Below are 21503 nucleotides of genomic sequence, written 5' to 3' on the forward strand. Positions count from 1 at the left end.
TGTCGGACAACGCTCGAAGTTTCGCGGCCCGCACTCAAACGGCGAGTAGGCGCAGTGTCTGCTCGCGACCGGGAGAGCTGCGCGGGTCGGCGCCCTCGTACGTTCCTGAGACGGGGTGGATCATCACCTCGTCCACGGCATACGTCGCGGCGAGTCCTTCGATCTGTGCTCGCGCGTCATCCGGCCCACCGATCACCCACTGATTCGCCATCGCGTCGACGATCTGTTTGTGGGCGGGTGGGAGTCTGATCTTCTCGGCCTGCTCGATGCTCTTCACGGCGGCCTGCGGTTGGCCGGTGCGCAGGCCGAGCATGACGAGCAGCCACGGTAGCGCGGCGCGGTAGGCCTCGTCATACGTGTCGGCGACCGAGGCGTGGATGGGCAGAATAGTTTGCGGCTCGGCGAGCTGGGGGGAGGGCTCGAAGCTGGAACGGTACGAGTGCAGCGCCTCGGCGGTGCTGCCGACACCGAGGTGGTGCCCGAAGACGTACGGCATCCCCTTCTGGCCTGCTAGCCGGGCTGACTGCGAGGAGGCGCCGAGCAGCCAGACCTGCGGGACAGTGGTGGCCTTCGCGGTCGCGCGCAGCGTCTGGCGCCGTCCGGCCACGGTCATCTCGATGCCCGAGGTCTTCATCATGGCGATCACGCTGTCGATGTGCTGCGGATAGGACATGACCCCATGGCTTTCGATGCCTCCGACGCCATGTCGCAGCGCATCGCTGGTGATCGGGTCGGTGCCGGAGGAGCGTCCGATGCCGAGGTCGATGCGGCAGGGGTGAGCCGCCTCGAGTAGGGCGAACTGCTCCGCGACCACGAAAGGTGTGTGGTTGGGCAGCAGCACCGCGCCGCTCCCGACCCGGATCCGCTCCGTGGCGTCGGCGAGCATCGCGACCAGTACCGGTGGATTGGTGCCTGCCGAGGCGAGCATGTTGTGGTGCTCGGCGACCCAGTACCGCCGGTAGCCGATCCGATCAGCCAACTTCGCCAGGGAGAGCGTGGCATTGATCGCGTCCGAGGTCGACTGGTCGTCACGGACGGGGACGAGGTCAAGGACCGACAGAACGGGGAAGCACACCGTGCTCATGCCCCAGCCGCCGTGTCCGACCGCGCGGCTGTGTCGGCGGTCGTCAACCCCTTCACGATCTCCAGTGAGCGCTGGCGTCCAGCCGCTGTGGCGCCGGCGAGCTGGAACATCAGTTCGTCCGCACCGGTCGAGGCCAGCAGTGAACGCAGCCGAGCCTCCACCTCGTCGGGGGTGCCGATCGCCTGACGGCCGTTGCGCCGCGCGAGGATTTCCTGTTCGCGGGGGCTGAATTCGTACGCCTCCGCTTCCGATTTAGACACCAGGTCCGGCCTCTTGCCCTCCAGCATGCGGATGAAGGTGATCTCGCTGAGGAGCATCTCGGCGCGCACGACGTCAGGGGAGTCGTCTGTGGACAGCATGATGGAGATCATCGAGTACGGCTTCTCAAGGAACTCGGACGGTCTGAACGACTGCCGGTAGCGGTCGAGCACGGGCTCGGTGTGGTCGTCGGCGAAGTGGTGCGCGTACGCGAACGGCAGCCCGAGCGCACCGGCCAGCTGCGCCGAGAATCCCGAGGAGGAACCGAGCAACCAGGTCTCGGGAGCGTCGCCGAGGCCAGGCACGGCGAGCAGCCGCGACATCGGGTTCTGTGGTGGCGTGCCGCAGTGGAAGAACCCGAGCAGCTCGCGCAGCTCCTGCTGGAACGTGGAGGCGTCGGAGCCCCCCTTGATGCGACGCAGGGCGAGAGCAGTCGCTCCATCAGCGCCAGATGAATGTCCGATACCGAGATCGATTCGGTCACCGTAGAGCGCCCGCAGTGTGCCGAACTGCTCGGCGACGCTGAGCGGGGCGTAGTTCGGCAGCAGGAGACCGCCCGAGCCGACGCGGATCGTCGTGGTGGCAGCCGCGGCGGCACCCATCAGGATGGCCGGTGATGACGAGAGACTGACCGGCAAGCCGTGGTGCTCGGCGAACCAGTAGCGCCGGTAGCCAAGTTGTTCGGCTCTTCGGGCCAGGGCAACTGATGCGCACACCGCGTCGGAGCTGGTCTGTTCGTGGTTCCGCCAAGCGAGGTCGAGCACGTTCAGCGGCGCGTCTTCGAGTGTGGTCATGGTGGTGCGAGTCCCTGCGCGTAGGTGTCGATGATTGACGAACATCGGTTATTGATGCGATGCGGCCATGCCTCAAGTCAGTTATCCGTCGATCCAGGACGTCGTCATTGGGCGCGTGTTGCAGGCGTTGGGCGAGAGCCGATCCGGCGCACGAGCGTGTGGTCGTTGCTAGTTGATTCCGCGCGGCTGCAGGGCGACTTCGACGTCATAGGGCGTGGGCGCTGGATCATCACCTGCGCGCTCTCCGTGAGGACGCCATCATCTGAAGCCCCGGCACGGCGGCACGCGATGTTGCCCCTCCCCGCGTCCCGCGATCGATGACAGTTCCTCGGCCTCTGGAGGCGGTGCGTCATGCGTGATCGCCTGTCACCCCGGGCGGGTTCTCTCGAACGCGTCGTCATTGCTTCAGCGCACGCAACGTGCTCCGGTGGAAGACGAGGGGGTGGTGTCCGTCGTGGGCGCGCGTGCCCAACACCTCGAACAGCACGATGTCGTGGTCCCCGGCGGGTACGGTGCGATCGACTCGGCAGTCCAGCCACAACGAAGCCCCGACGAGAAACACGGCACCGTCCGGGGATGCCTGCCACGTGGCGGTGGCGAAACGGTCCGCGTCGCGGGCGGCCAGAGCTGTGCAGAGCTCGACCTGATCGGCGCCGAGCACGTTGATACCGATCCGTCGGGCGGCGGAGAGTCTGGGCCACGTGGTGGAGCCGCGGTCGATGCAGACCGACACGAGCGCGGGTTCGAGCGATACCGAGGTGAACGAGCTCGCGGCCATGCCTACGGGGCCATTGGGGCCGAGAGCGCAGATTGCGGTGACGCCGCTCGGGAATCGGGAGAACGCGCGTCGCAGGGTCTGACGACGTGCCGTCGGGTCGGGGAACTGCAGTGGCTCGGTGAGGCCCTCCTCGTCGATACTGCGCATGGTCATGTCGGCGAGCTCAGTCACTGGTTTCCTCCTCGGTGATCCGGGCTGCAAGTAGTTCGGCGTCCTAAGAGACGCGGCGAGCACTGACACATCCGGGTTCTGCCGCATTCATGTTGACACCCTCCTGCCGTGCACCGGCTGCGATGTGGGACATGCTCTCGAGAACGTAGGGGCACGTCTGTGACCCACGTCCGGTAGCTGTCTTTCGTACTGAGCAAGTCGACGGAACTAGGTCACAGACTTCGCTGCCGCGAGGGGACAGACTGCTGCCACCGGCAGGTTGTGGCGTTGGGGCGATAGCGCCTATCCGGGCAGTGACACGCGGGAGTGCGGACATGTGGTTCCAACTCTCCGACGGCGGGAGAGGAACGTGATCGGGCAGTCGATGTGCGACGAGTTCAAGGAACCCGCTACGCACCACCACCACCACCGCCGTCACCACCGCCACCCTCACCCTCACCCCTGCTCGGCCCCCATGGCCGACGCGGGACTCCCCGGCAAGAAGAACGGACAAGGTTTCTACAGCGATGACTAGATCAATGCATCAGCGTCCTGAAGCGCGCATACACACGTGGTTCCCGACCTCATCCAGGCGACGTCTGCTCGGCGTCGCAGGAGGCGGGCGATGGGCAGACGCCAGCACGGTCCATGCGCGGAAAGTAGGGCGGGAGTCTGCCGCTTGTGGACAGGCGGTGCTCAGCTGGCCGATGCTCTTCGGCCGGCACTTCGCGCCAGCCGATCCGACAAGCTGCGCGCCGGCCGTCGCAGGGGCTCAGCAGTCACGGCTGCTGCCGGTCGGGGGGCGTTCACGGTGAAGGAGCTATTCCCACTCTCCGAGGAACATCAGGCAATTCGCGAGGCGGTGCGTGCGGTCGCTGAGGCGAAGATCGCGCCATTCGCGGCGTTGGTCGATGAGGAGGCGCGCTACCCGCACGAGGCGGCACAGGCCTTGCTGGCGGCCGACTTCCACGCGCCACACGTGCCTGAGGAGTATGGCGGCGCTGGGGCGGATGCGTTGGCAACGGCACTGGTCATCGAAGAGGTCGCGCGTGTGTGTGTCTCGTCCTCCCTGATACCGGCCGTCAACAAGCTCGGTAGCCTGCCGGTGCAGATCGGCGGCGATGAGCAGATCAAGAAGGCCTATTTGCCGCGCCTGGCGGCGGGTGAGGGCTTCTCGTGCTGTCTGTCGGAGCCCGACGCCGGCAGCGATGCGGCGAACCAGAAGACCCGTGCAGTGCGCGACGGTGACTACTGGATCCTCAACGGCGTGAAGCGGTGGATCTCCAACGCCGGTGAGTCCGAGTTCTACACAGTCTTGGCGGTGACCGACCCAGATCGGCGATCAAAAGGCATTAGCGCGTTCGTGGTAGAGCGGTCCGACGAGGGTGTTTCGTTCGGTGCGCAGGAAAAGAAGCTCGGTGTCAAGGGATCCCCGACGCGCGAGGTCTACCTCGACAATGTCCGGATCCCGGGCGATCGCATCATCGGACCGGAAGGCTCGGGCTTCACCACGATCATGAAGACGCTCGACCACACCCGCGTCACGATCGCTGCGCAAGCCGTCGGCGTCGCGCAGGGTGCGCTGGACTATGCGCTCGGGTACATGCAGGAGCGGAAGCAGTTCGGCCAGAATCTCACCGAATTCCAGGGCCTGCAGTTCATGATCGCCGACATGGGCATGAAGGTTGAGGCCGCCCGTCAGCTGACGTACGCCGCAGCGGCCCGTTCGGAGCGCGGCGACTCGGACCTAACGTTCTTCGGCGCTGCGGCGAAGACCTTCGCATCCGACACGGCGATGCAGGTCACGACCGACGCGGTGCAGCTGCTAGGCGGCTACGGCTACACGCGTGACTACCCCGTGGAGCGGATGATGCGCGACGCCAAGATCACCCAGATATACGAAGGCACCAACCAGGTCCAGCGCATCGTGATGGCCCGCGAGCTGCTCGCAGGAGTCCAGTCGATCTGAATCGTCAGGTCGAGGACAAGTACCTCATCGAGCGGCGGTCACGGGTCTTCAGTCCGCTGCTCTCATCACACCAGCCTCGTTAGGAGAACTGATGGAGTTCGCTCTCAGCCCGCGCGCCCTCGAGTACCAGGAGAAGCTGCTGGACTTCATGGACCAGCATGTCTACCCCGCCGAGTCCGTGTACGCCGCACAGATGGCGGAGTCCGGAGACGCGAACTTTCATCCGCCGATCCTCGAGAAGCTGAAGGCTGAGGCGAGGAAGCGTGGTCTGTGGAACCTTTTCAACCCTCATGAAAGCGAGGAGTGGGGATCACCGGGCCTGAGCAATCTCGACTATGCGCCGCTCGCCGAGATCATGGGCAGGAGCCCGTTCATTGCTGCCGAGGCGATGAACTGCAACGCCCCAGACACCGGCAACATGGAGGTGCTGCAGCTGTTCGGCACCGAGGAGCACAAGGAGAAGTGGCTCAAACCGCTGCTGGCCGGTGAGATTCGGTCGGCGTTCGCCATGACCGAGCCTGGCGTTGCGAGCTCGGACGCCACGAACGTCCAGCTTCGGATGGACTCCGATGGTGACGACTACGTGCTGAACGGCCGCAAGTGGTTCGCCACCAACGCGCTGCACTCGAACTGCAAGGTACTCGTCGTCATGGGGAAGACGGATGTTAACGCGGCTGTGCACCGTCAGCAGTCGATGATGGTCGTCCCGCTCGACACACCTGGCGTCACGATCGTCCGCGGTGTGCCCGTCTTCGGATTCCGGGACCGAGAGGGTCACGCCGAGATCCTGTTCGAGAACGCGCGTGTGCCGAAGACCGCGCTGCTCGCAGGTGAGGGTGACGGCTTCATGATCGGCCAGGCTCGTCTGGGCCCTGGTCGCATCCATCACTGCATGCGCTCCATCGGAGCGGCCGAGCGTGCGCTCGACCTGATGATCGCCAGGGCCCAGAACCGGGTCACGTTCGGTACGCCGGTCGCAAACCGGTCGAACGTCCAGGACTGGATCGCCGAGGCGCGCATCGAGATCGAGATGATCCGTCTGCTCACCTTCAAGACCGCCTGGTTGATGGATACCGTCGGCAACCAGAAGGCTCGGACCGAGATCGCCGCGATCAAAGTCGCCGGTCCGCAGGTGGCGCTCAAGATCATCGACCGCGCGATCCAGGTGCATGGCGGTGCCGGCGTCACTGACGACTTCTTGCTGGCTCATTTCTGGGCCCTCCAGCGCACACTGCGATTGGCAGACGGTCCGGACGAGGTGCACAAGCGGACGATCGCCCAGGTCGAGCTGCGCCGCATCTCGCCCGAGTGGAACAGGAAGCGACGGGGGGCTTCCGCGTGACCGAGGACGACCTTGCATTCGACCTCGGTGTTCTCGGGGACCTACTGCGCGCCGACGGTGTTGACGTCACCGGAGAGCTGTCTGCGAACCGCGTCGGTCGAGGCCAGTCGAACCTGACGTACACGATCGACGACGCTGCGGGCCGCCGGTGGATCGCGCGCCGCCCCCCTCGCGGCAACGTCCTGGAGTCCGCACACGACGTGCAGCGTGAGTTCGGCATTCTCTCTGCCTTGCAGGCCACCGATGTCCCGGTGCCCAGGATGCTGGGGAAGTACGTCGACGAGCGTCTGGCGGAGTCACCGGTGGTGGTGATGGAGCACGTCGACGGACTGGTCGTGGACCGTCACCAGACTGCAGAGGCCCTCTCGTATGATCTGCGGGGTGCTCTCGGGCCGGCCCTGGTGACGACGCTGGCTAGTATCCACGAGGTCGATGTCATATCGGTTGGCCTTGACGGGTTGTCCAGTCATGCGCCGTATGCGGCACGGCAAATCAATCGGTGGGCCCGACAGTGGGACGAGAGCCGCACCCGCGAGCTACCGGCGCTCGATGAGTTGACTTGCTTGTTGCGTCACCGCATGCCTGAACAGCGCCAGTTGTCGCTGGTACACGGTGACTTCCACATCCAGAACGTCATTACCGACCCCCAGACGGGTGACGTGCGGGCTGTGCTCGACTGGGAGCTCAGCACCTTGGGTGATCCCCTCGCTGACGTCGGCAGTCTGCTTGCCTACTGGCCCGAGGCGACCGACGAGCCGACCGCGTTGTTCGCTGCGTCGACCTTGCCCGGGTTCGTCGGCCGCGCGGATCTCGCGGAGGCGTATGTGAAGGCATCCGGCCGAGACGTTACCGACCTGCCCTACTGGCACGTGCTGGGACTGTGGAAGATCGCGATCATCGCTGAGGGTGTGCGCCGGCGTGCGCTCGACGATCCGCGCAATGCCGCCGACGGTGGACCGCCCCAAGCGCACTTGGCCGACCAGCTCATAGACCGGGCCTGGCGTACGGCCGTCGACGCGGGACTCGACCGATGAGCGAGTGGCGCGAGGTGGTTGCGACGTGCCGGGCCAAGCCCGGGAGGGGGACCGACTCGCCGAGATCGTTGCGGCCGAGCTGGCGCACATCAGTGCAGAGGAAGGCTGACTACGCTATGTGAGACGTGGTGGGGAGTGGGCTCGAAGGACACTTTGCGGCCCATGGCTCGTCTGCCTACTTCGAGACGATGTCGACGCGTATGGTCCGCGGCGCACGTGGTCCGCGTTCTTGATCGGATCGAGGGCAAGCGTGATGCCCTGGGCTCGCGGACCCAGACCGTGAGCATGAGCTGCCGGTGTTACCGCCGCTGAACAGCATCAGGAGCGCGTTGCCGCGTCCATCGATGCCACGGTCAACGACATGCTCGCGCGCGACTAGCGACGTCCTCCAGCGCAGAACGGATGCCATCGACCGCCTCGGCGTAGCGCTCGCTCGTCGTAGTCGAACACCACGAAGCCAGCTATTAAGGCCCGGTTGATCAGGAGCGACATGTAGTTCGCCGGCCCCGGAGCAGGGGTCGCGTTGTATGTGGAGATGTTCATAACCTGTCGGCGATATCCTTGAGTGCACGCTATAGAGAGGTGGATGCACGTTTGTTTTGTGCGCGCTGTTCGTGCCGTCGGGACCAGCGCGCAGGAACCACGAGCCGACGGAGTGAGTAGATCGTTCCGATGGGTGAAGGTGATCCGCTCGACACTCAGCGGTACCCGCCGTCCCCGGCCGCGGAGCTGGAACGCATCGGGTTCGACGATGCCGAGGAGATCGGCCGCGGCGGGTTCGGTGTGGTGTATCGCTGCAAGCAGGCGGACCTGGACCGCACGGTGGCGGTGAAGGTACTCACCGTCGTACTCGACGACGAGAACCGGGCCCGATTCTTCCGGGAACAGCAGGCGATGGGCCGGCTGACCGGGCACCCGAACATCGTCGATATTCTGCAGGTCGGCGCCACCGACAGCGAACTTCCGTACATCGTGATGCCGTATCACCCGCAGGAATCCCTCGACGTGCGAATCCGCGGCCACGGGCCGCTACCGTTGGAGGATGTACTGCGACTCGGTGTGAAGATGGCAGGTGCGGTAGAGACCGCGCACCGGGCGAACATCCTGCTCACCGAGTACGGCGAGCCGGAGTTGGCCGATTTCGGCATCGCGCACATCAGCGGCGGCTTCGAGACTGCCACCGGCGCCGTCACCGGGTCACCGGCGTACACCGCGCCGGAGGTACTGGGGGGTGATCCGCCGAGCCCGGCCGCCGACGTCTACGGGCTCGGTGCCACCTTGTTCAGTGCCCTGACCGGCCATGCCGCGTTCGAACGTCGTAGTGGTGAACAGGTCGTGGCGCAGTTCCTGCGGATCACCACCCAAGAGGTGCCTGATCTGCGTGAGCACGGGATCCCCGACGATGTGTCCGCGGTGATCGCCCGCGGGATGTCCCGCGAGCCCGGTCAGCGCACGGAAACTGCCGTCGAGTTCGGGGAGGAACTGCGGGGGCTGCAACGGCACCACGGCTTCCCGGTCGACGAAATGGCCCTTCGCGCGGAACCCGATGCGCAGGGGAACAGAAAGCAGCCGACCTCGCACGGCGGACGAGGCTCGTCGGCGCCCTCCACACTGGGCGCGATGGGAAGTCTTCCCCTGGAACTGACGAGCTTCATCGGCCGGCGACACGAGCTCACCGAGGCGAAGAACCAACTGACCGGGTCGAGGCTGGTGACGTTGACCGGGATCGGGGGTGTCGGCAAGACCCGGCTGGCGATGCGGGTCGCGTCGGCGGTGCAACGGCAGTATGCCGACGGTGTGCGCCTGGTGGAGTTGGGTGAACTGCGTGACGGGTCGTCGCTGGTCGATGCGGTGGCCGCCGCGGCGGGGATACGGGACCACTCGGCGGGGCCGCTGCGGGAGGTGCTGATCGAGTTCCTCGCCCCGCGCGAGGTGCTGTTGGTCCTCGACAACTGCGAGCACGTCGTGGACGCGGTCGCCGAACTGGTCGGCCCGCTGCTGAGGGTGTGTCCGCGGTTGCGGATTCTGGCCACCAGCCGTGAACCCCTGGGCATCGGCGGGGAGTCGGTGCTCCGGGTTCCCCCGCTGGCCGTGCCCGATCCTGAACGGCAGCCCTCATTGCGAGGGTTATCCAAATTCGATGCGGTGACCCTGTTCGCCGAACGCGCCGCTGCCGCGGTTCCCGGATTCATGCTCACCGAGGACAACGCGGTGACGGTGGCGGGGATCTGTCAGCGCCTCGACGGGTTGCCGCTGCCGATCGAGTTGGCGGCGGCTCGGTTGCGGGCGATGTCGCCCGAGCAGATCCTCGGGCGGTTGACCGACCGCTACACCCTGTTAACCCGCGGCAGCCGGGGTGCGCCGACGCGGCAGCAGACATTGCGGTTGTGTATCGACTGGAGTTTCGAGTTGTGCACCGCCGGAGAGCAACTGGTGTGGGGGCGGGTGGCGGTCTTTGCGGGGAGTTTCGAACTCGATGCGGCGGAGCAGGTGTGCGGCGCCGGCCTGGATCCGGGCGAGTTGCTCGACACGCTGACATCCTTGGTGGAGAAGTCGATCCTGATTCGGGAGGAATCCGGGTCGGTGGTGCGGTTCCGGATGCTCGAGACCCTCCGCGAATACGGGTACGAGAAACTCGAGCAGACAGGCGAGGCTTTGTCTTTGCGTCGCCGGCATCGGGACTGGTACGAGGCGTTGGCGCTCGACGCTGAGGCCGAGTGGATCAGTGCGCGCCAACTCGACTGGATCGCCCGCCTGCAGCGGGAACAACCGAATTTGCGGGAGGCCCTCGAATTCAGCATCGACGACGATCCTGCCGCCGGCCTGCGCACCGCCGCCGCGCTGCACTGGTTCTGGCTTTCCCAGGGCTTCCTGAACGAGGGGCGACGCTGGCTCGATCAACTGCTCGCCCACCACAGCGGCCCACCCACCTTGGATTCGATCATGGCACTCTACTGCGACAGCGTGATGGCCAACGTGCAGGGCGACCTCGACGCCGGGACAACGCTCGTCGAGGGGGCGCGGACTCTCACCGCGCAGATCAGCGACCCGCTGATACGTGCTTACGTCGACTGCGCCGGCGGCTTGCTGGCCGTCTGCAGAGGTGACCTCCCACGAGCATGCTCGCAACTGGAAACCGCCCTCGCGGTGTTCAGTGAACGCAGAGATCGAACACTCGAAGTAGCCGCCTTGTATCTCTTGGGGCTAGCGTATGAGCTGTCCGGCAGTACAGACCGGGGTAATCAATGCCACGAGCGTGTTCTCGCGATAACGGAGCAGTATGGCGAGAAGATGTATCGGTCGTACTCGTTGTGGGCCTTAGGAATTTCTGTGTGGCGACAGGGTGGCACCGATCGTTCGGTGCGACTTCTCGAACAGTCGTTGGAGCTGACCCGGCAAGTGCACAGCCCCCGCGTCGCGACTGCCGGTCTCGAAGCACTCGCCTGGATCGCCTGCGAACTACACGACGCACCGAGAGCTGCGGTTCTGCTGGGGGCTGCAGAAGAGCTGGCGCGGTCAATGGGCACCCCGGCGGTCATGCTTTCCAATCTTCTTGTTTATCAGAATGAATGCGAGTCAAGGGCGCGGAAGAAACTCGGCGACAAGGCATTCGAAGAGGCCCACCGCAGGGGGCAGGGACTGGGCTTCGATGCGGCGATCGCCTTCGCTCTCCACGAGCATCCACCCAGCACCTCGGCACCCGACACCGTCGCGTCGACGCGACTGACGAAGCGAGAACGCCAAGTCGCCGACCTGATCGCCGAAGGCATGACCAATCAGGCCATCGCCGACCGCCTGGTGATCTCACCTCGCACCGCGCAAGGGCATGTGGAGCACATCCTGACCAAACTGGGTTTCACCTCCCGGACGCAGGTCGCGGCCTGGGTCGTAGAGGAGAGTCGCCAAATTTGATTCGTAGTCGAGCGCGCCGCGCTCCCGCTTGTCACGCCGACCGACGGAGCAACGTCATGGGATTCGGCGAATCGCTGCAGCAACAGCGCTCTGTCACCTCTTCCGGTTTCGCCTGAGAACCAACCGATCAAGGTGAGCAGCGAGGTGTACGGGTGTGAGAGTTAGGACTCCGGGTCGAAGTTCGGTGGCCGCCCGCTTCGGCCGTTGCTCCCGCCGTCGCCAACCCGGCATCGATGAGATCCTGACGGAGCTCGCCGCCCACGAAAGGCGTAGTCGTCACGCATCTGCGCGGGATGCGCACCTGGCAAAGAAAGTAGTGGGATTCAGGTCACAGTCATAGCGGCCGCGAGGAGTCAGACTCCTTCAACCGGATGCTAAGGGGCTGAACGGCAGGGCCGGCCCCGGGAGTATCAACTCGTTGTGGCCCTGTTGGAGGCATTGTGCAGACGCGACTTAGTGACCTAGGGAGGAAAGGTGACGATCGGATGATGGCCGATCCCAATGCCGTCTCGGCGGCTGTAGCCGACCTCCGTGCGGGCCGGCTCGTGATCGTCGTCGACGATGCCGACCGGGAGAACGAGGCGGATCTTGTCCTCTCGGCTGCGGATGCGCGACCCGATCAGATCGCGTTCATGATCCGGCACACGACCGGGATCCTATGTGTTCCGATGCCGGGGGCACTACTCGATCGTCTGGGGATCGACATGATGGTGGGCGACAACACCGACCCGCATCAAACGGCCTTCACTGTCAGCGTCGACCATGCGGGCGTCTCGACTGGGGTGAGTGCGTCCGACCGCTGTGCGAGTGCGAACGCGCTGGCTGATCCGGATGCCACTGGGGAGGACTTCACCCGTCCCGGTCACATGTTCCCGCTGCGCGCACACGAAGGCGGAGTTCTCAAACGCGCCGGACACACCGAGGCCGCGGTCGATCTGCTGACACAGGCCGACAAGTATCCCGTGGCCGTGATCTCGGAGCTGATCAACGAAGACGGAACCATGCTGCGTGGTGAGCAGATCGGTGACTTTGCCGCGACGCACGGGCTGACCGTGGTCACTGTTGCCGATCTGGTTCGGTACCGGCGCCGTCACGACAAGCTGGTGGAGCGTAGCGGGATCGCCGCGCTTCCCACCGAACACGGAGAGTTTCAGGCCGTCGCCTATCGTGACACCCTCAACGGCATCGAGCACTTGGCGCTCGTGATGGGAGACCCCACTGATTCGACACCCGACGGTCTGTTGGTTCGGGTGCACAGCGAGTGCCTGACGGGCGACCTGTTTGGCTCCCATCGCTGCGATTGTGGGGCTCAGCTTGCCGACTCTCTCGAACTGATCTGCGCTGAGGGCCAGGGCGTTTTGATTTATTTGCGCGGCCAGGAGGGGCGCGGAATCGGTCTGGGGCATAAGCTTCGGGCCTACGCGCTGCAGGAACAAGGATATGACACCCTAGACGCCAACCTCGCCCTCGGCCTTCCAGTCGACTCCCGTGAGTTCGGGATCGGCGCGCAGATCCTCGGCGACCTAGGGGTACGGCGGATGCGCCTGATCACGAATAACCCGGCCAAGTACGGGGGTCTCGATGGGTATGGCATCGAGATTGCGGGGCGCTACTCGTTGCCCACGATCATTACCGCCCACAACGTCGAGTATCTCCGCGCCAAGCGCGATCGGCTCGGGCACGAGATCACCGTTGCCCTCCCCACCGATGTAGTGAGTGCGTGAGCGGACATGTGGGTCTATTTGCCTGACGGTGGGCGAGGAACGCCGCAGCTGCGTACCGCGGAGGATCTGGGCTCGCTGTCCGTCCGAGCCGAGGCGAGCCCGCGCGATTGGGACATCCTGTCGCGGACACTAGGTGCAGTCGGCGCGGGTGAGATCGTCGGTGACCATGCCTGGCTCGACATCTTGTGGTTGCGGGCGGCAGCCGGCGAACGTGACAAGGATTGGCACGACCGGTTCACGGCCATGCTCGACTACGCAAGCGTGCACGGCTGGCTCAGCGACGACGGCCGTCGAGTTCGTGCCCATGTCGATTGCGAACCGTTCCAAACGACTGATCGCCAGCCGCCTGCCGCGCTATCGACCGAGCACTACCGGCACGTGCTCGGTCACTTCATCACCGGGGTAACGATTGTGACGGCAATTCACGCCGACGAGCCGGTCGGCTTCACATGCCAGTCATTCGGTGCGCTCTCAATGGATCCCCCCCTCGTCCTCCTGTGTCCAAGCAAGGCCTCGGCTTCGTGGCCGAAGGCCGCGGCAAGCGGTCGGTTCGGGGTGAACGTGTTGGCGAACAATCAAATTGAACTATGTCGCCGTTTCGCCGTGAGCGGTGGGGACAAGTTCGCGGACGTGACCTGGACCGCAGCCAAGTTAAGCGGCGCACCGAAGCTTGCCGGCACGGTCAGCTGGCTGGAATGTGAGATCGTGACCGTACATGAAGCCGGGGATCATTGGATCGTCGTCGCTCGGGTCCTCGACCTGGCCACGGTCACCGATCAGCAGCCCTTGACGTTCTTCCGAGGCACGCTGGCTGGTTTCAGCTCGCACGAACCACCTGAGTCTCCGCGCGTGCTGGCGACCCCGGCTTCCTCGAATTCGAATGGGTGATGACGGCGTGGGGGCGAGGTCCCCTAACGGATTTGAAGACCACGTCGTAAGAAAACTTACAGCGATATGAGCAAGCGCTCAGGAAAGTAGAGACATGCCGGAAGCAGTAATAGTGTCGACCGCGCGTTCACCAATCGGACGGGCGTACAAGGGTTCCCTGAAGGACGTGCGTGCTGACGACCTGACCGTTCAGATCGTCCGAGCCGCGCTAGCTAAGGTCCCAGAACTTGATCCCACGCAGATAACCGATCTGATGCTCGGCTGCGGCTTGCCGGGTGGTGAGCAGGGTCAAAACATGGGAAGAAATGTGGCAGTCATGCTCGGATATGACCATCTACCCGGCACCACGGTGACGCGATATTGTTCGTCGTCATTGCAGACCACACGAATGGCATTCCACGCGATCAAGGCCGGTGAGGGGGAGGCCTATATCTCCGCAGGTGTGGAGAGCGTCAGTCGATTCGGCAAGGGGACGAGCGACGAGATCGAAGGGCAGGTCCTGCTTAACCCGAATTTCGTCGGGGCCGTTGCCCGCACGGCGAGGCGTGCGAATGGTGCTGCCAATCTGTGGACAGACCCGCGAGCAGACGACCACTTGCCGGACGTCTACATATCAATGGGCCAGACGGCCGAGAATGTTCAGCAGGTGCTCGGAATGAGCCGCCGCGAGCAGGACGAATTCGCTGTCCGTAGCCAGAACCTAGCCGAAAAGGCTACCGCAGATGGGTTCTGGGCGCGCGACATCGCACCGGTGGTGCTGACAGACGGTACCGAGATTGTCGCCGACGATTGCCCAAGACAGGGGGTGACCATCGAGGCGGTAAGCCAACTCAAGCCAGCCTTCCGACCTGACGGCACAGTGACCGCAGGCAACGCGTGCCCGCTGAACGATGGTGCTGCGGCCGTGATCGTAATGAGCGATCTGAAGGCCAAGGCTTTGGGGCTTACGCCGCTGGCCAGGATCGTGTCGACCTCAGTGACCGGGCTTTCACCCGAGATCATGGGTTTAGGTCCTGTCGAGGCAATCCCCCAGGCTCTCAAGAGCGCCGGGCTCGGTCTCGCCGACATCGACTTATTCGAGATCAACGAGGCTTTCGCAGTTCAAGCGCTTGGCTCGGCACAGAAGCTCGGCATCGGCATCGACCGGCTGAACGTAAACGGGGGAGCGATCGCCGTCGGGCATCCGTTCGGGATGACTGGAGCGCGAATTACCAGCACCTTGATCAACTCGTTGCAGCGGCACGACAAGCAGTTCGGCGTTGAGTCGATGTGCGTGGGCGGTGGAATGGGCATGGCGATGGTGATCGAGCGGCTGTCGTGAAGAACTTTGTGCATGTGCAATTGCAACGCCGAGATGGAGGACAGATGAATCAACAACGCATCGCGATCGTTACCGGCGCAGCCCGTGGCATCGGCGCGGCCACCGCAATTCAGTTGGCCAAGGACGGCCACCTCGTTGCTGTTTTGGACCTAAAGGCCCAGGACTGTACGGGTACCGTTGACGCTATCGCTGCCAGCGGTGGGAGAGCGCTGGCGGTCGGTGCTGACGTGAGCGACGAGGGTTCAGTTGCTCTAGCAGTCGACATGATCGTCTCCGAGCTCGGGGAGCCCACGATCCTTGTCAACAACGCCGGTATCACCCGGGACAATCTGTTGTTCAAGATGACAACCGACGACTGGGACGCGGTGCTGGGCGTGCACCTACGCGGAGCTTTTCTCATGAGTCGGAGCGTTCAGGACTACATGAGAAACGCGGGGTTCGGACGGATCGTGAATCTGTCCAGCACGTCCGCGTTGGGTAACCGGGGCCAGGCAAACTATTCGGCAGCCAAAGCCGGTATGCAAGGTATCACCAAGACACTGGCCATCGAGTTGGGCAAATTCGGCGTCACCGTGAACGCGATCGCGCCGGGCTTCATTCAGACAGACATGACGGCCGCCACCGCAGAACGTATCGGAATTCCCTTCGAGGAATTCATCACGGGCGCCGCCGCGCAGATCCCTGTCGCCCGCGTGGGCCAGCCCGAGGACGTTGCCAACCTTATGTCCTTCCTGGTCAGCGACGGCGCCGGCTTCGTGTCGGGCCAAGTCATATACGTGGCCGGGGGGCCGACCGACTGAGATAGAGATACGTGCTGAAGGAATGGTCGGGAGAGGAGATCGGGGGAGTGTCTTAACTGGATCACAGATTGAGAAGTGCCGACGGTGGTCACCTTGGGTACCCGGACTACGTGAGGTCCATATAGCGGCACGAACCTGACGTATGAGGCCAGCTGCGTCGGCCACCGCTCGGGCAACTGCTGGACACTACCCACGCCATCGGCCACGGCCACGACCAAGTCATGTCTGCTCGGACCGGTACGGGGGCGCCGGTGCCCGTCACCGACTGCGCGGACCAATCCGTGATCGGAACCTTCAACATCATGGAGAAGGCGCGACGGCACTCGACGCGGATCGGGTCCGAACGATCTCGGTGGGCTGGTGGACTTCGGTCGAGCCGACGGTTTCCCGCACCAGCAGCTCGACGCTGGAGCGTCACGAGGCCGTCGCGCAGTCAGAAGTTCTGGGATCTAAGTCACAGTCATTGGTGTTAAGTGACGTGAGACTCCTTCTATCGGATGCTACGGAGCTGAACGGCAGGACCGCCAACCCCGGGAGCAGCAACTCGTCGGAGCCCTCGAGGCATGCTGGAGGTACTTGTGCAGACGCTAGGCCTTGTGGACGCCCTCCCAGGCGTCGAGTTCGGTAACGGTGTCTACCAAGACCCTCGCTTCGGCAGGGAGGGCATCCGCGTCGCTTCAGTGCTCGGCTGCGGAAATCTGCTGCTCATGGGGCAAGCCAGTCATTTGAGGCACGAGAAGACGGTCTGCGAGATCGAGCGTTTCGCCGAGGACGTCGCACTGTTGCTTGACCGCGTGACGGAGAGGGTAACAGCCTGACGAAACCACCGCGCGCCGTCGGCGCGCGGTGAGGTAGCGCGGCGGATCCGGCGCCCATCAACACCGTCGAGGTGAACTCGATATGCCGGGGCTGTGTCTTGTCGCGTATGGATCAATAATGAAGGGACAACGGTGTCGCAATCACCTCCACTGGACGCGGGATACAACATGCCATCAGAAGAGGCACATCCACGCGCTACATCTTTGAATCGCCGCTCCATCGTCGCCGTGGGAATCGGTAACGGTCTCGAATTCTATGATTTCGCAATATTCGCGGCTTTGACTCCGGTCATCTCCCAACTCTTCTTTCCATCCGGTGACCCGCTGTCCTCGGTACTGTCGACGTTCGCCGTCTTTGCAGTTGGCTTTCTCATGCGACCGGTGGGAGCCATCTTCTTTGGACGACTCGCAGATGGACGAGGGCGCAAGATCGCCATGATCTTGGCAGTGACCATCATGGGCGTGAGCACGGTTCTCCTCGGCTTGCTTCCGGTATACGCGCAGATAGGTATATGGGCACCGGTGCTCCTGGTTATTGCCCGGATGTTCCAGGGACTTTCCGTCGGCGGGGAGTTCGGCACCTCGGCTACCTTCCTCATTGAGTTCGCACCTTCAAACCGTCGTGGACTCTACGGAGCCTTCGCCTTCTTCTCTGCCACGGCGGGGAGCGTACTGGGCATTTTTCTGGTCTTCGTCCTCAACCTGTTGATGTCGACAGACAACATCAACAGCTGGGGTTGGCGAATTCCGTTCCTACTGAGTTTCCCGTTGCTCGTTCTGGGCTTCTACCTTCGGCAACGCGTCGCAGAATCGCCGGAATTTCAGGAGGTCAAAACCGAGGAAGCTCGTTTGAAAAGTCCAGTGCTCACAGTCTTCAAGGAGCATTGGCGAGGAATCCTGATAGTAATCGGGATCGTTCTCGGGTTCGCAACCGCGTCGGCCACGGTCCAGGCGTTTCTGCCCTCCTACATCCGAACCGTCATCGGTCTCTCCCCACGAGTGACACTCGGATCCGTCCTCATCGCCACAACCTTGGCGGTATTCATGGTGCTTGCATTCGGCCATCTTTCGGACCGGTACGGCACAAAGCCAATCCTCGTACTCGCATCCGTCTTGACGGTGGCGTTGCCTTATCCGAGTTTGATAATCATCGGGCTGGGGGGCTTCGGGTCAGCCCTACTCGGACAAGTCATCCTCTGGACACCCGTCGCTGCGTTTGGTGGCGCGGCGCCAGCCGCGTGGGCCGAGATGTTTCCAACCAGGGTCCGAGTGTCGGGGTTCGGCATCGCTTACGGTTTCGGTACCGCGATCTTCGCCGGCAGTGCGCCGTTCGTCGCAACGTGGTTGATCGAGCTCACGGGTAATGACGTGGCGCCAGCCTGGTACATGATCGCCGGTGGCGCCGTCACGCTAGTAGTCATAATCACGTGCGTAAGTGGCAAGTTCCACAGTCAGAAGCGGACCAAGTAGAAGGCGAAGCTTGGAGGGATGACATGGCATCAACGGTGGGTCCGTTGACCGGGAAGTTTGGGCCGATTACGGGCCGAATGTGGGATACAGGAGCTTGTCGCGACATCGTTGCTCCAGGACATATTGTTCCGCAACCGAGAAAGATGTTTTCCGCACAACAAACTGAACCTTGTGCTGGATCACCGGTCCTCACATGTCGCCGCCCCGCCGGAGATAGCTAGGAACAATAGGGAGTCGAAATGCGCTTAATGTTGACGGGTGGATTAGGGGTAAACGGTTCGCGGGTAGTTCGAGAACTACTCGACCGAGGCCACGAAGTGGCCGTCTTCGAGAACCGGCCTGATACCTCACTGATTGAAGACGTAGCGTCGCAGGTCGAGGTGGTTGTTGGCGATATTTGTGATGTAAAACAACTTACCGATTCCGTAACCAGGCTTGCGCCTGAGTGCATTATTCACCTTGCTGCATTCGTCGACTGCGAACGAGATCCACTGACGGCTATCTCGGTGAACATCGGTGGTACCGCCAATGTCTGCGCGTCAGCTGTCGCCGCGGGAGTCAAGCGCGTCGTCTATACGAGCTCGAAGGCGGTCTACGCACCTGCCCGGGGCGAGCGCGGATTCCCCACCTACAGGAGAATTCCGGAAGACGACGTCCTGCGTCCCACCGGGATGTACGGCATCACCAAAGCAGCCGCAGAAGACGTGATGGACTGGTACGGGCGAAATTTCGACGTAGAGTGTGTCAGTTTGCGATTTGGCACCATTTACGGGCCCGGAAGGCTGCAACGTCACAAAGGTCCGGTCAACACCTACAGTTCGATGATCGAGTTGCCTGCGTCCGGCCGTGGATTCACGATCGAGCACGGCGGAGATGAGGGGGACGACATCATCTATGTACTCGACGTCGCTGATGCCATCGCATGCGTCGCGCTGGCCCCACGACCGCTTCGTCACCAGGCCTACAACGTAGCCAGTGGGAGCGTGGTGTCGATGAGCGATTTCGCTGCTGCAATCCGGAGAATCATTCCTGATGCAGCACTCAATGTGGGTCCAGGATTGGATCCCATGAATATGCAAGACCCCTATTACATGGCATTGGACGGCGCCCGAATGAAAGAAGAATTTGGATGGGGTCCCCGTTACGACGTAGACCGCGCAATTGCACACTTCTCCGAACTCGTGAGGTCTCGCTTGTCATGAAGATGATCGACATTTCGCACGAATCCGTGTTGAGCCCAAGCCACACGTACTGGCCGCGACTTAGCAGGCCCCCCGTAGGGCCTCGGCGCGACTCAAGCCCGTGGGTGGTGGGCAGATGAAAGCAGTGGTCTACCGCCGTACCGGTCCTGCCGTGGACGTGCTTGAGGTTGTGGAGCTCGAACGGCCAGAGCCGGGTCCGAATCAGGTCAGGGTCCGGATTGTCACCTCAGGCATCAACCCCACAGACTCGGCGAGACGCGCTGGACGCGCCGGGACTGGCCCGGTTGAATTTCAGGTCCCACATCACGACGGCGCGGGCGTCGTGGACGCTTTGGGAAGCGGAGTCGTCGGTCTCGTCCTGGGGCAGCGCGTGTGGATCTATCTGGCTGCGTTCGACAACCGTTACGGAACAGCCGCTGAGTATGCAGTCGTGCCCGCTGAGCGTGCAGTACCTCTGCCCGACAATGCTTCGGATGACCTGGGTGCCTGCCTCGGAGTCCCCGCCCTCACAGCCGCGCATTGTCTGGGCGGCAACCCAGAGGCGCTGAAGGGGCGGACCGTCCTCGTCGCGGGGGGCGCGGGTGCTGTGGGCCACTTCGCGATCGAACTCGCCAAACATGCCGGTGCGCGCGTGGTGGCCACGGTCAGCTCGGACGAGAAACGCGTTCTGGCGGAGAGCGCAGGCGCCGACCTTGTCGTTCACTACACGGACATAGATGCGTCCCAACGCATCCGTGACTTCGCGGGTCACGTCGACCGCGTCGTCGAGGTCGCGATCGGGGCAAACCTGGATCTGGACATTTCCGTTCTCGGCGTCGGAGGCACCATTGCCGTCTATGCCGTGCGGGGAGATCTCACGGTACCGGCCGGGCATTTGATGAGCGCGAACATAGCACTCAAGTTTGTGCTGCTCTACGGATTGTCGTCCGAGCAGCTCGCAGATGCCGTCCGGTGGACGTCAGACGCTCTCGGGGTGGGTGCCCTTTCCAGTTTGCCGGTAGTCCCCTATGAGCTGGAGCAAGTGGCCGAAGCGCAGGACAAGGTGGAGCAGGGAACTGTGGGAAAAGTCGTCCTGAGGCTGGCCGAGAATTGATGACGGCTGTCAAAGGAAACACACGTGGACCTTGGATGTCGGAAACGACGCCACCCATTAGGGAGTTGGGTGCGCACCAATCGGGTCCGTGTGAGGAAAGCCCAACCCAGTGACGGAAACTCGTACTCGGAAGGCAGGATTGGTTGACTGTCGCATATCCGAAGGTCCATGAGGTGAATGCGGCCGCGGAAGGGGCCAGCCTCACGACGCTGCGCGGTGCAAAGTGCCTCGCAGCGTTGTTGGTGACGATGATTCGCGGCTGACATATCGACATCGTCATGCTTGGGCTCATGCCGATCCAGGACCAGCGTGTTCTTGGGCGACGTGGTGCGGTGGTCTTCAGGCGACGTTCTGGGGCCTAACCATTCGAAGCGCTCACAATCAGGCCGTTCTAAACAACGTACCTAGTCGTATGGCGTGGACGAGACCGATTGCCCCTATCAATCACGGAAGGGTCGAGAATTGACCGCAGCGAAAAGAGAAACACCGGCTGTGTCAGTGGGTGTGGTGAAAGAAGCGATGAGCTGCGAACGCCGCGTGGCGTTGGTGCCGAAGGTCGTGGCGTCGTTGATCGCCAAGGGCGTCGACGTGGTGGTCGAGTCGGGTGCCGGGTTGGGCGCGCTGATTCCGGACGAGTTGTACACCGAGGCGGGGGCGAAGATCGCCGATCCGTGGTCGGCGGACGTGGTGGTGAAGGTCGCGCCGCCGTCGGACGAGGAAGTGGGCCGGTTGCATGCCGGTCAGACGTTGATCGGGTTCCTCGCCCCCCGCAACCAGGACAATCAGGTCGCCGCGCTGAAGTCTGCCGGGGTGCAGGCGTTCGCGGTGGAGGCGATCCCGCGGATCTCCCGCGCCCAGGTGATGGA

15 protein-coding genes and 1 pseudogene are annotated in these 21503 nt (G+C 63.4%); 13 read left to right on the forward strand and 3 right to left on the reverse strand.

All coding sequences use genetic code 11. The features are described from left to right. Nucleotides 1-34: 34 nt before the first annotated feature. From AZG88_RS19355 to AZG88_RS19365, 3 genes are all read right to left on the reverse strand, one after another. The gene (locus AZG88_RS19355; protein WP_061698593.1) at nt 35-1084 is read right to left on the reverse strand and encodes an LLM class flavin-dependent oxidoreductase; all 1050 of its coding nucleotides are present in this window, start codon (nt 1082-1084) and stop codon (nt 35-37) included. Then, complete coding sequence (locus AZG88_RS19360; RefSeq protein WP_005245272.1) at nt 1081-2136, reverse strand: LLM class flavin-dependent oxidoreductase; 1056 nt, start codon at nt 2134-2136, stop codon at nt 1081-1083. Before AZG88_RS19360 ends, AZG88_RS19355 begins: the two co-directional genes overlap by 4 nt. 397 nt (nt 2137-2533) lie before the next feature. After that, nucleotides 2534-3085, reverse strand: coding sequence for a flavin reductase family protein (locus AZG88_RS19365; RefSeq protein ID WP_025433841.1), 552 nt, complete (start codon nt 3083-3085; stop codon nt 2534-2536). Between the two features lie 790 nt (nt 3086-3875). Between AZG88_RS19365 and AZG88_RS19370 the strand changes: the two genes are divergently transcribed. The 13 genes and pseudogenes from AZG88_RS19370 to AZG88_RS19430 all read left to right on the forward strand — a co-directional run. Beyond that, complete coding sequence (locus AZG88_RS19370; RefSeq protein WP_005245270.1) at nt 3876-5033, forward strand: acyl-CoA dehydrogenase family protein; 1158 nt, start codon at nt 3876-3878, stop codon at nt 5031-5033. A gap of 91 nt (nt 5034-5124) precedes the next feature. Continuing rightward, a complete protein-coding gene (locus AZG88_RS19375) occupies nt 5125-6375 on the forward strand; it encodes an acyl-CoA dehydrogenase family protein (protein WP_061698594.1) in 1251 nt (416 codons plus the stop codon). Continuing rightward, nucleotides 6372-7409 (forward strand): phosphotransferase family protein, encoded by a 1038-nt coding sequence (locus tag AZG88_RS19380; protein ID WP_005245268.1) that lies wholly within the window; start codon nt 6372-6374, stop codon nt 7407-7409. The genes AZG88_RS19375 and AZG88_RS19380 overlap by 4 nt, the downstream gene beginning before the upstream one ends. A gap of 672 nt (nt 7410-8081) precedes the next feature. Then, nucleotides 8082-11321 (forward strand): protein kinase domain-containing protein, encoded by a 3240-nt coding sequence (locus tag AZG88_RS19385; RefSeq protein WP_061698595.1) that lies wholly within the window; start codon nt 8082-8084, stop codon nt 11319-11321. A 485-nt stretch (nt 11322-11806) separates the two neighbouring features. Further along, nucleotides 11807-13045, forward strand: a complete 1239-nt coding sequence (locus tag AZG88_RS19390) for a bifunctional 3,4-dihydroxy-2-butanone-4-phosphate synthase/GTP cyclohydrolase II (RefSeq protein ID WP_061698596.1) — start codon at nt 11807-11809, stop codon at nt 13043-13045. A 6-nt stretch (nt 13046-13051) separates the two neighbouring features. Continuing rightward, a complete protein-coding gene (locus tag AZG88_RS19395) occupies nt 13052-13933 on the forward strand; it encodes a flavin reductase family protein (RefSeq protein ID WP_156517542.1) in 882 nt (293 codons plus the stop codon). A gap of 94 nt (nt 13934-14027) precedes the next feature. Further along, nucleotides 14028-15254 (forward strand): acetyl-CoA C-acetyltransferase, encoded by a 1227-nt coding sequence (locus AZG88_RS19400; RefSeq protein WP_061698597.1) that lies wholly within the window; start codon nt 14028-14030, stop codon nt 15252-15254. A gap of 44 nt (nt 15255-15298) precedes the next feature. Continuing rightward, nucleotides 15299-16054, forward strand: a complete 756-nt coding sequence (gene fabG, locus AZG88_RS19405) for a 3-oxoacyl-ACP reductase FabG (protein ID WP_061698598.1) — start codon at nt 15299-15301, stop codon at nt 16052-16054. 563 nt (nt 16055-16617) lie between these two features. Continuing rightward, entirely contained in the window at nt 16618-16872 is a 255-nt protein-coding gene (locus AZG88_RS52675) for a hypothetical protein (protein ID WP_025433839.1), read from the forward strand. Between the two features lie 168 nt (nt 16873-17040). After that, entirely contained in the window at nt 17041-18342 is a 1302-nt protein-coding gene (locus tag AZG88_RS19415) for an MFS transporter (protein WP_231914092.1), read from the forward strand. Between the two features lie 248 nt (nt 18343-18590). Further along, nucleotides 18591-19544 carry an NAD-dependent epimerase/dehydratase family protein gene (locus tag AZG88_RS19420; RefSeq protein WP_197487865.1) on the forward strand — a complete coding sequence of 318 codons (954 nt, stop codon included), beginning with the start codon at nt 18591-18593 and terminating at the stop codon, nt 19542-19544. A 115-nt stretch (nt 19545-19659) separates the two neighbouring features. Continuing rightward, nucleotides 19660-20637 (forward strand): NADPH:quinone reductase, encoded by a 978-nt coding sequence (locus AZG88_RS19425; protein WP_025433837.1) that lies wholly within the window; start codon nt 19660-19662, stop codon nt 20635-20637. Nucleotides 20638-21156: 519 nt separating this feature from the next. Continuing rightward, a pseudogene (locus AZG88_RS19430) lies at nt 21157-21503 on the forward strand (NAD(P)(+) transhydrogenase (Re/Si-specific) subunit alpha); the annotation flags it as partial.

It is taken from the genome of Rhodococcus sp. LB1 (genome assembly GCF_001583455.1).
In the GTDB taxonomy this organism is placed as follows: domain Bacteria; phylum Actinomycetota; class Actinomycetes; order Mycobacteriales; family Mycobacteriaceae; genus Rhodococcus_F; species Rhodococcus_F opacus.

Excerpts from the sequence above, each read along its gene's own strand:
- AZG88_RS19355 (WP_061698593.1), bottom strand. The coding sequence starts at position 1,084 with ATGAGCACGGTGTGCTTCCCCGTTCTGTCGGTCCTTGACCTCGTCCCC.
- AZG88_RS19360 (WP_005245272.1), bottom strand. The coding sequence starts at position 2,136 with ATGACCACACTCGAAGACGCGCCGCTGAACGTGCTCGACCTCGCTTGG.
- AZG88_RS19375 (WP_061698594.1), top strand. The coding sequence starts at position 5,125 with ATGGAGTTCGCTCTCAGCCCGCGCGCCCTCGAGTACCAGGAGAAGCTG.
- AZG88_RS19385 (WP_061698595.1), top strand. The coding sequence starts at position 8,082 with ATGGGTGAAGGTGATCCGCTCGACACTCAGCGGTACCCGCCGTCCCCG.
- AZG88_RS19390 (WP_061698596.1), top strand. The coding sequence starts at position 11,807 with ATGATGGCCGATCCCAATGCCGTCTCGGCGGCTGTAGCCGACCTCCGT.
- AZG88_RS19395 (WP_156517542.1), top strand. The coding sequence starts at position 13,052 with ATGTGGGTCTATTTGCCTGACGGTGGGCGAGGAACGCCGCAGCTGCGT.
- AZG88_RS19400 (WP_061698597.1), top strand. The coding sequence starts at position 14,028 with ATGCCGGAAGCAGTAATAGTGTCGACCGCGCGTTCACCAATCGGACGG.
- fabG (WP_061698598.1), top strand. The coding sequence starts at position 15,299 with ATGAATCAACAACGCATCGCGATCGTTACCGGCGCAGCCCGTGGCATC.
- AZG88_RS52675 (WP_025433839.1), top strand. The coding sequence starts at position 16,618 with ATGCTGGAGGTACTTGTGCAGACGCTAGGCCTTGTGGACGCCCTCCCA.
- AZG88_RS19415 (WP_231914092.1), top strand. The coding sequence starts at position 17,041 with ATGCCATCAGAAGAGGCACATCCACGCGCTACATCTTTGAATCGCCGC.
- AZG88_RS19420 (WP_197487865.1), top strand. The coding sequence starts at position 18,591 with ATGTTGACGGGTGGATTAGGGGTAAACGGTTCGCGGGTAGTTCGAGAA.
- AZG88_RS19425 (WP_025433837.1), top strand. The coding sequence starts at position 19,660 with ATGAAAGCAGTGGTCTACCGCCGTACCGGTCCTGCCGTGGACGTGCTT.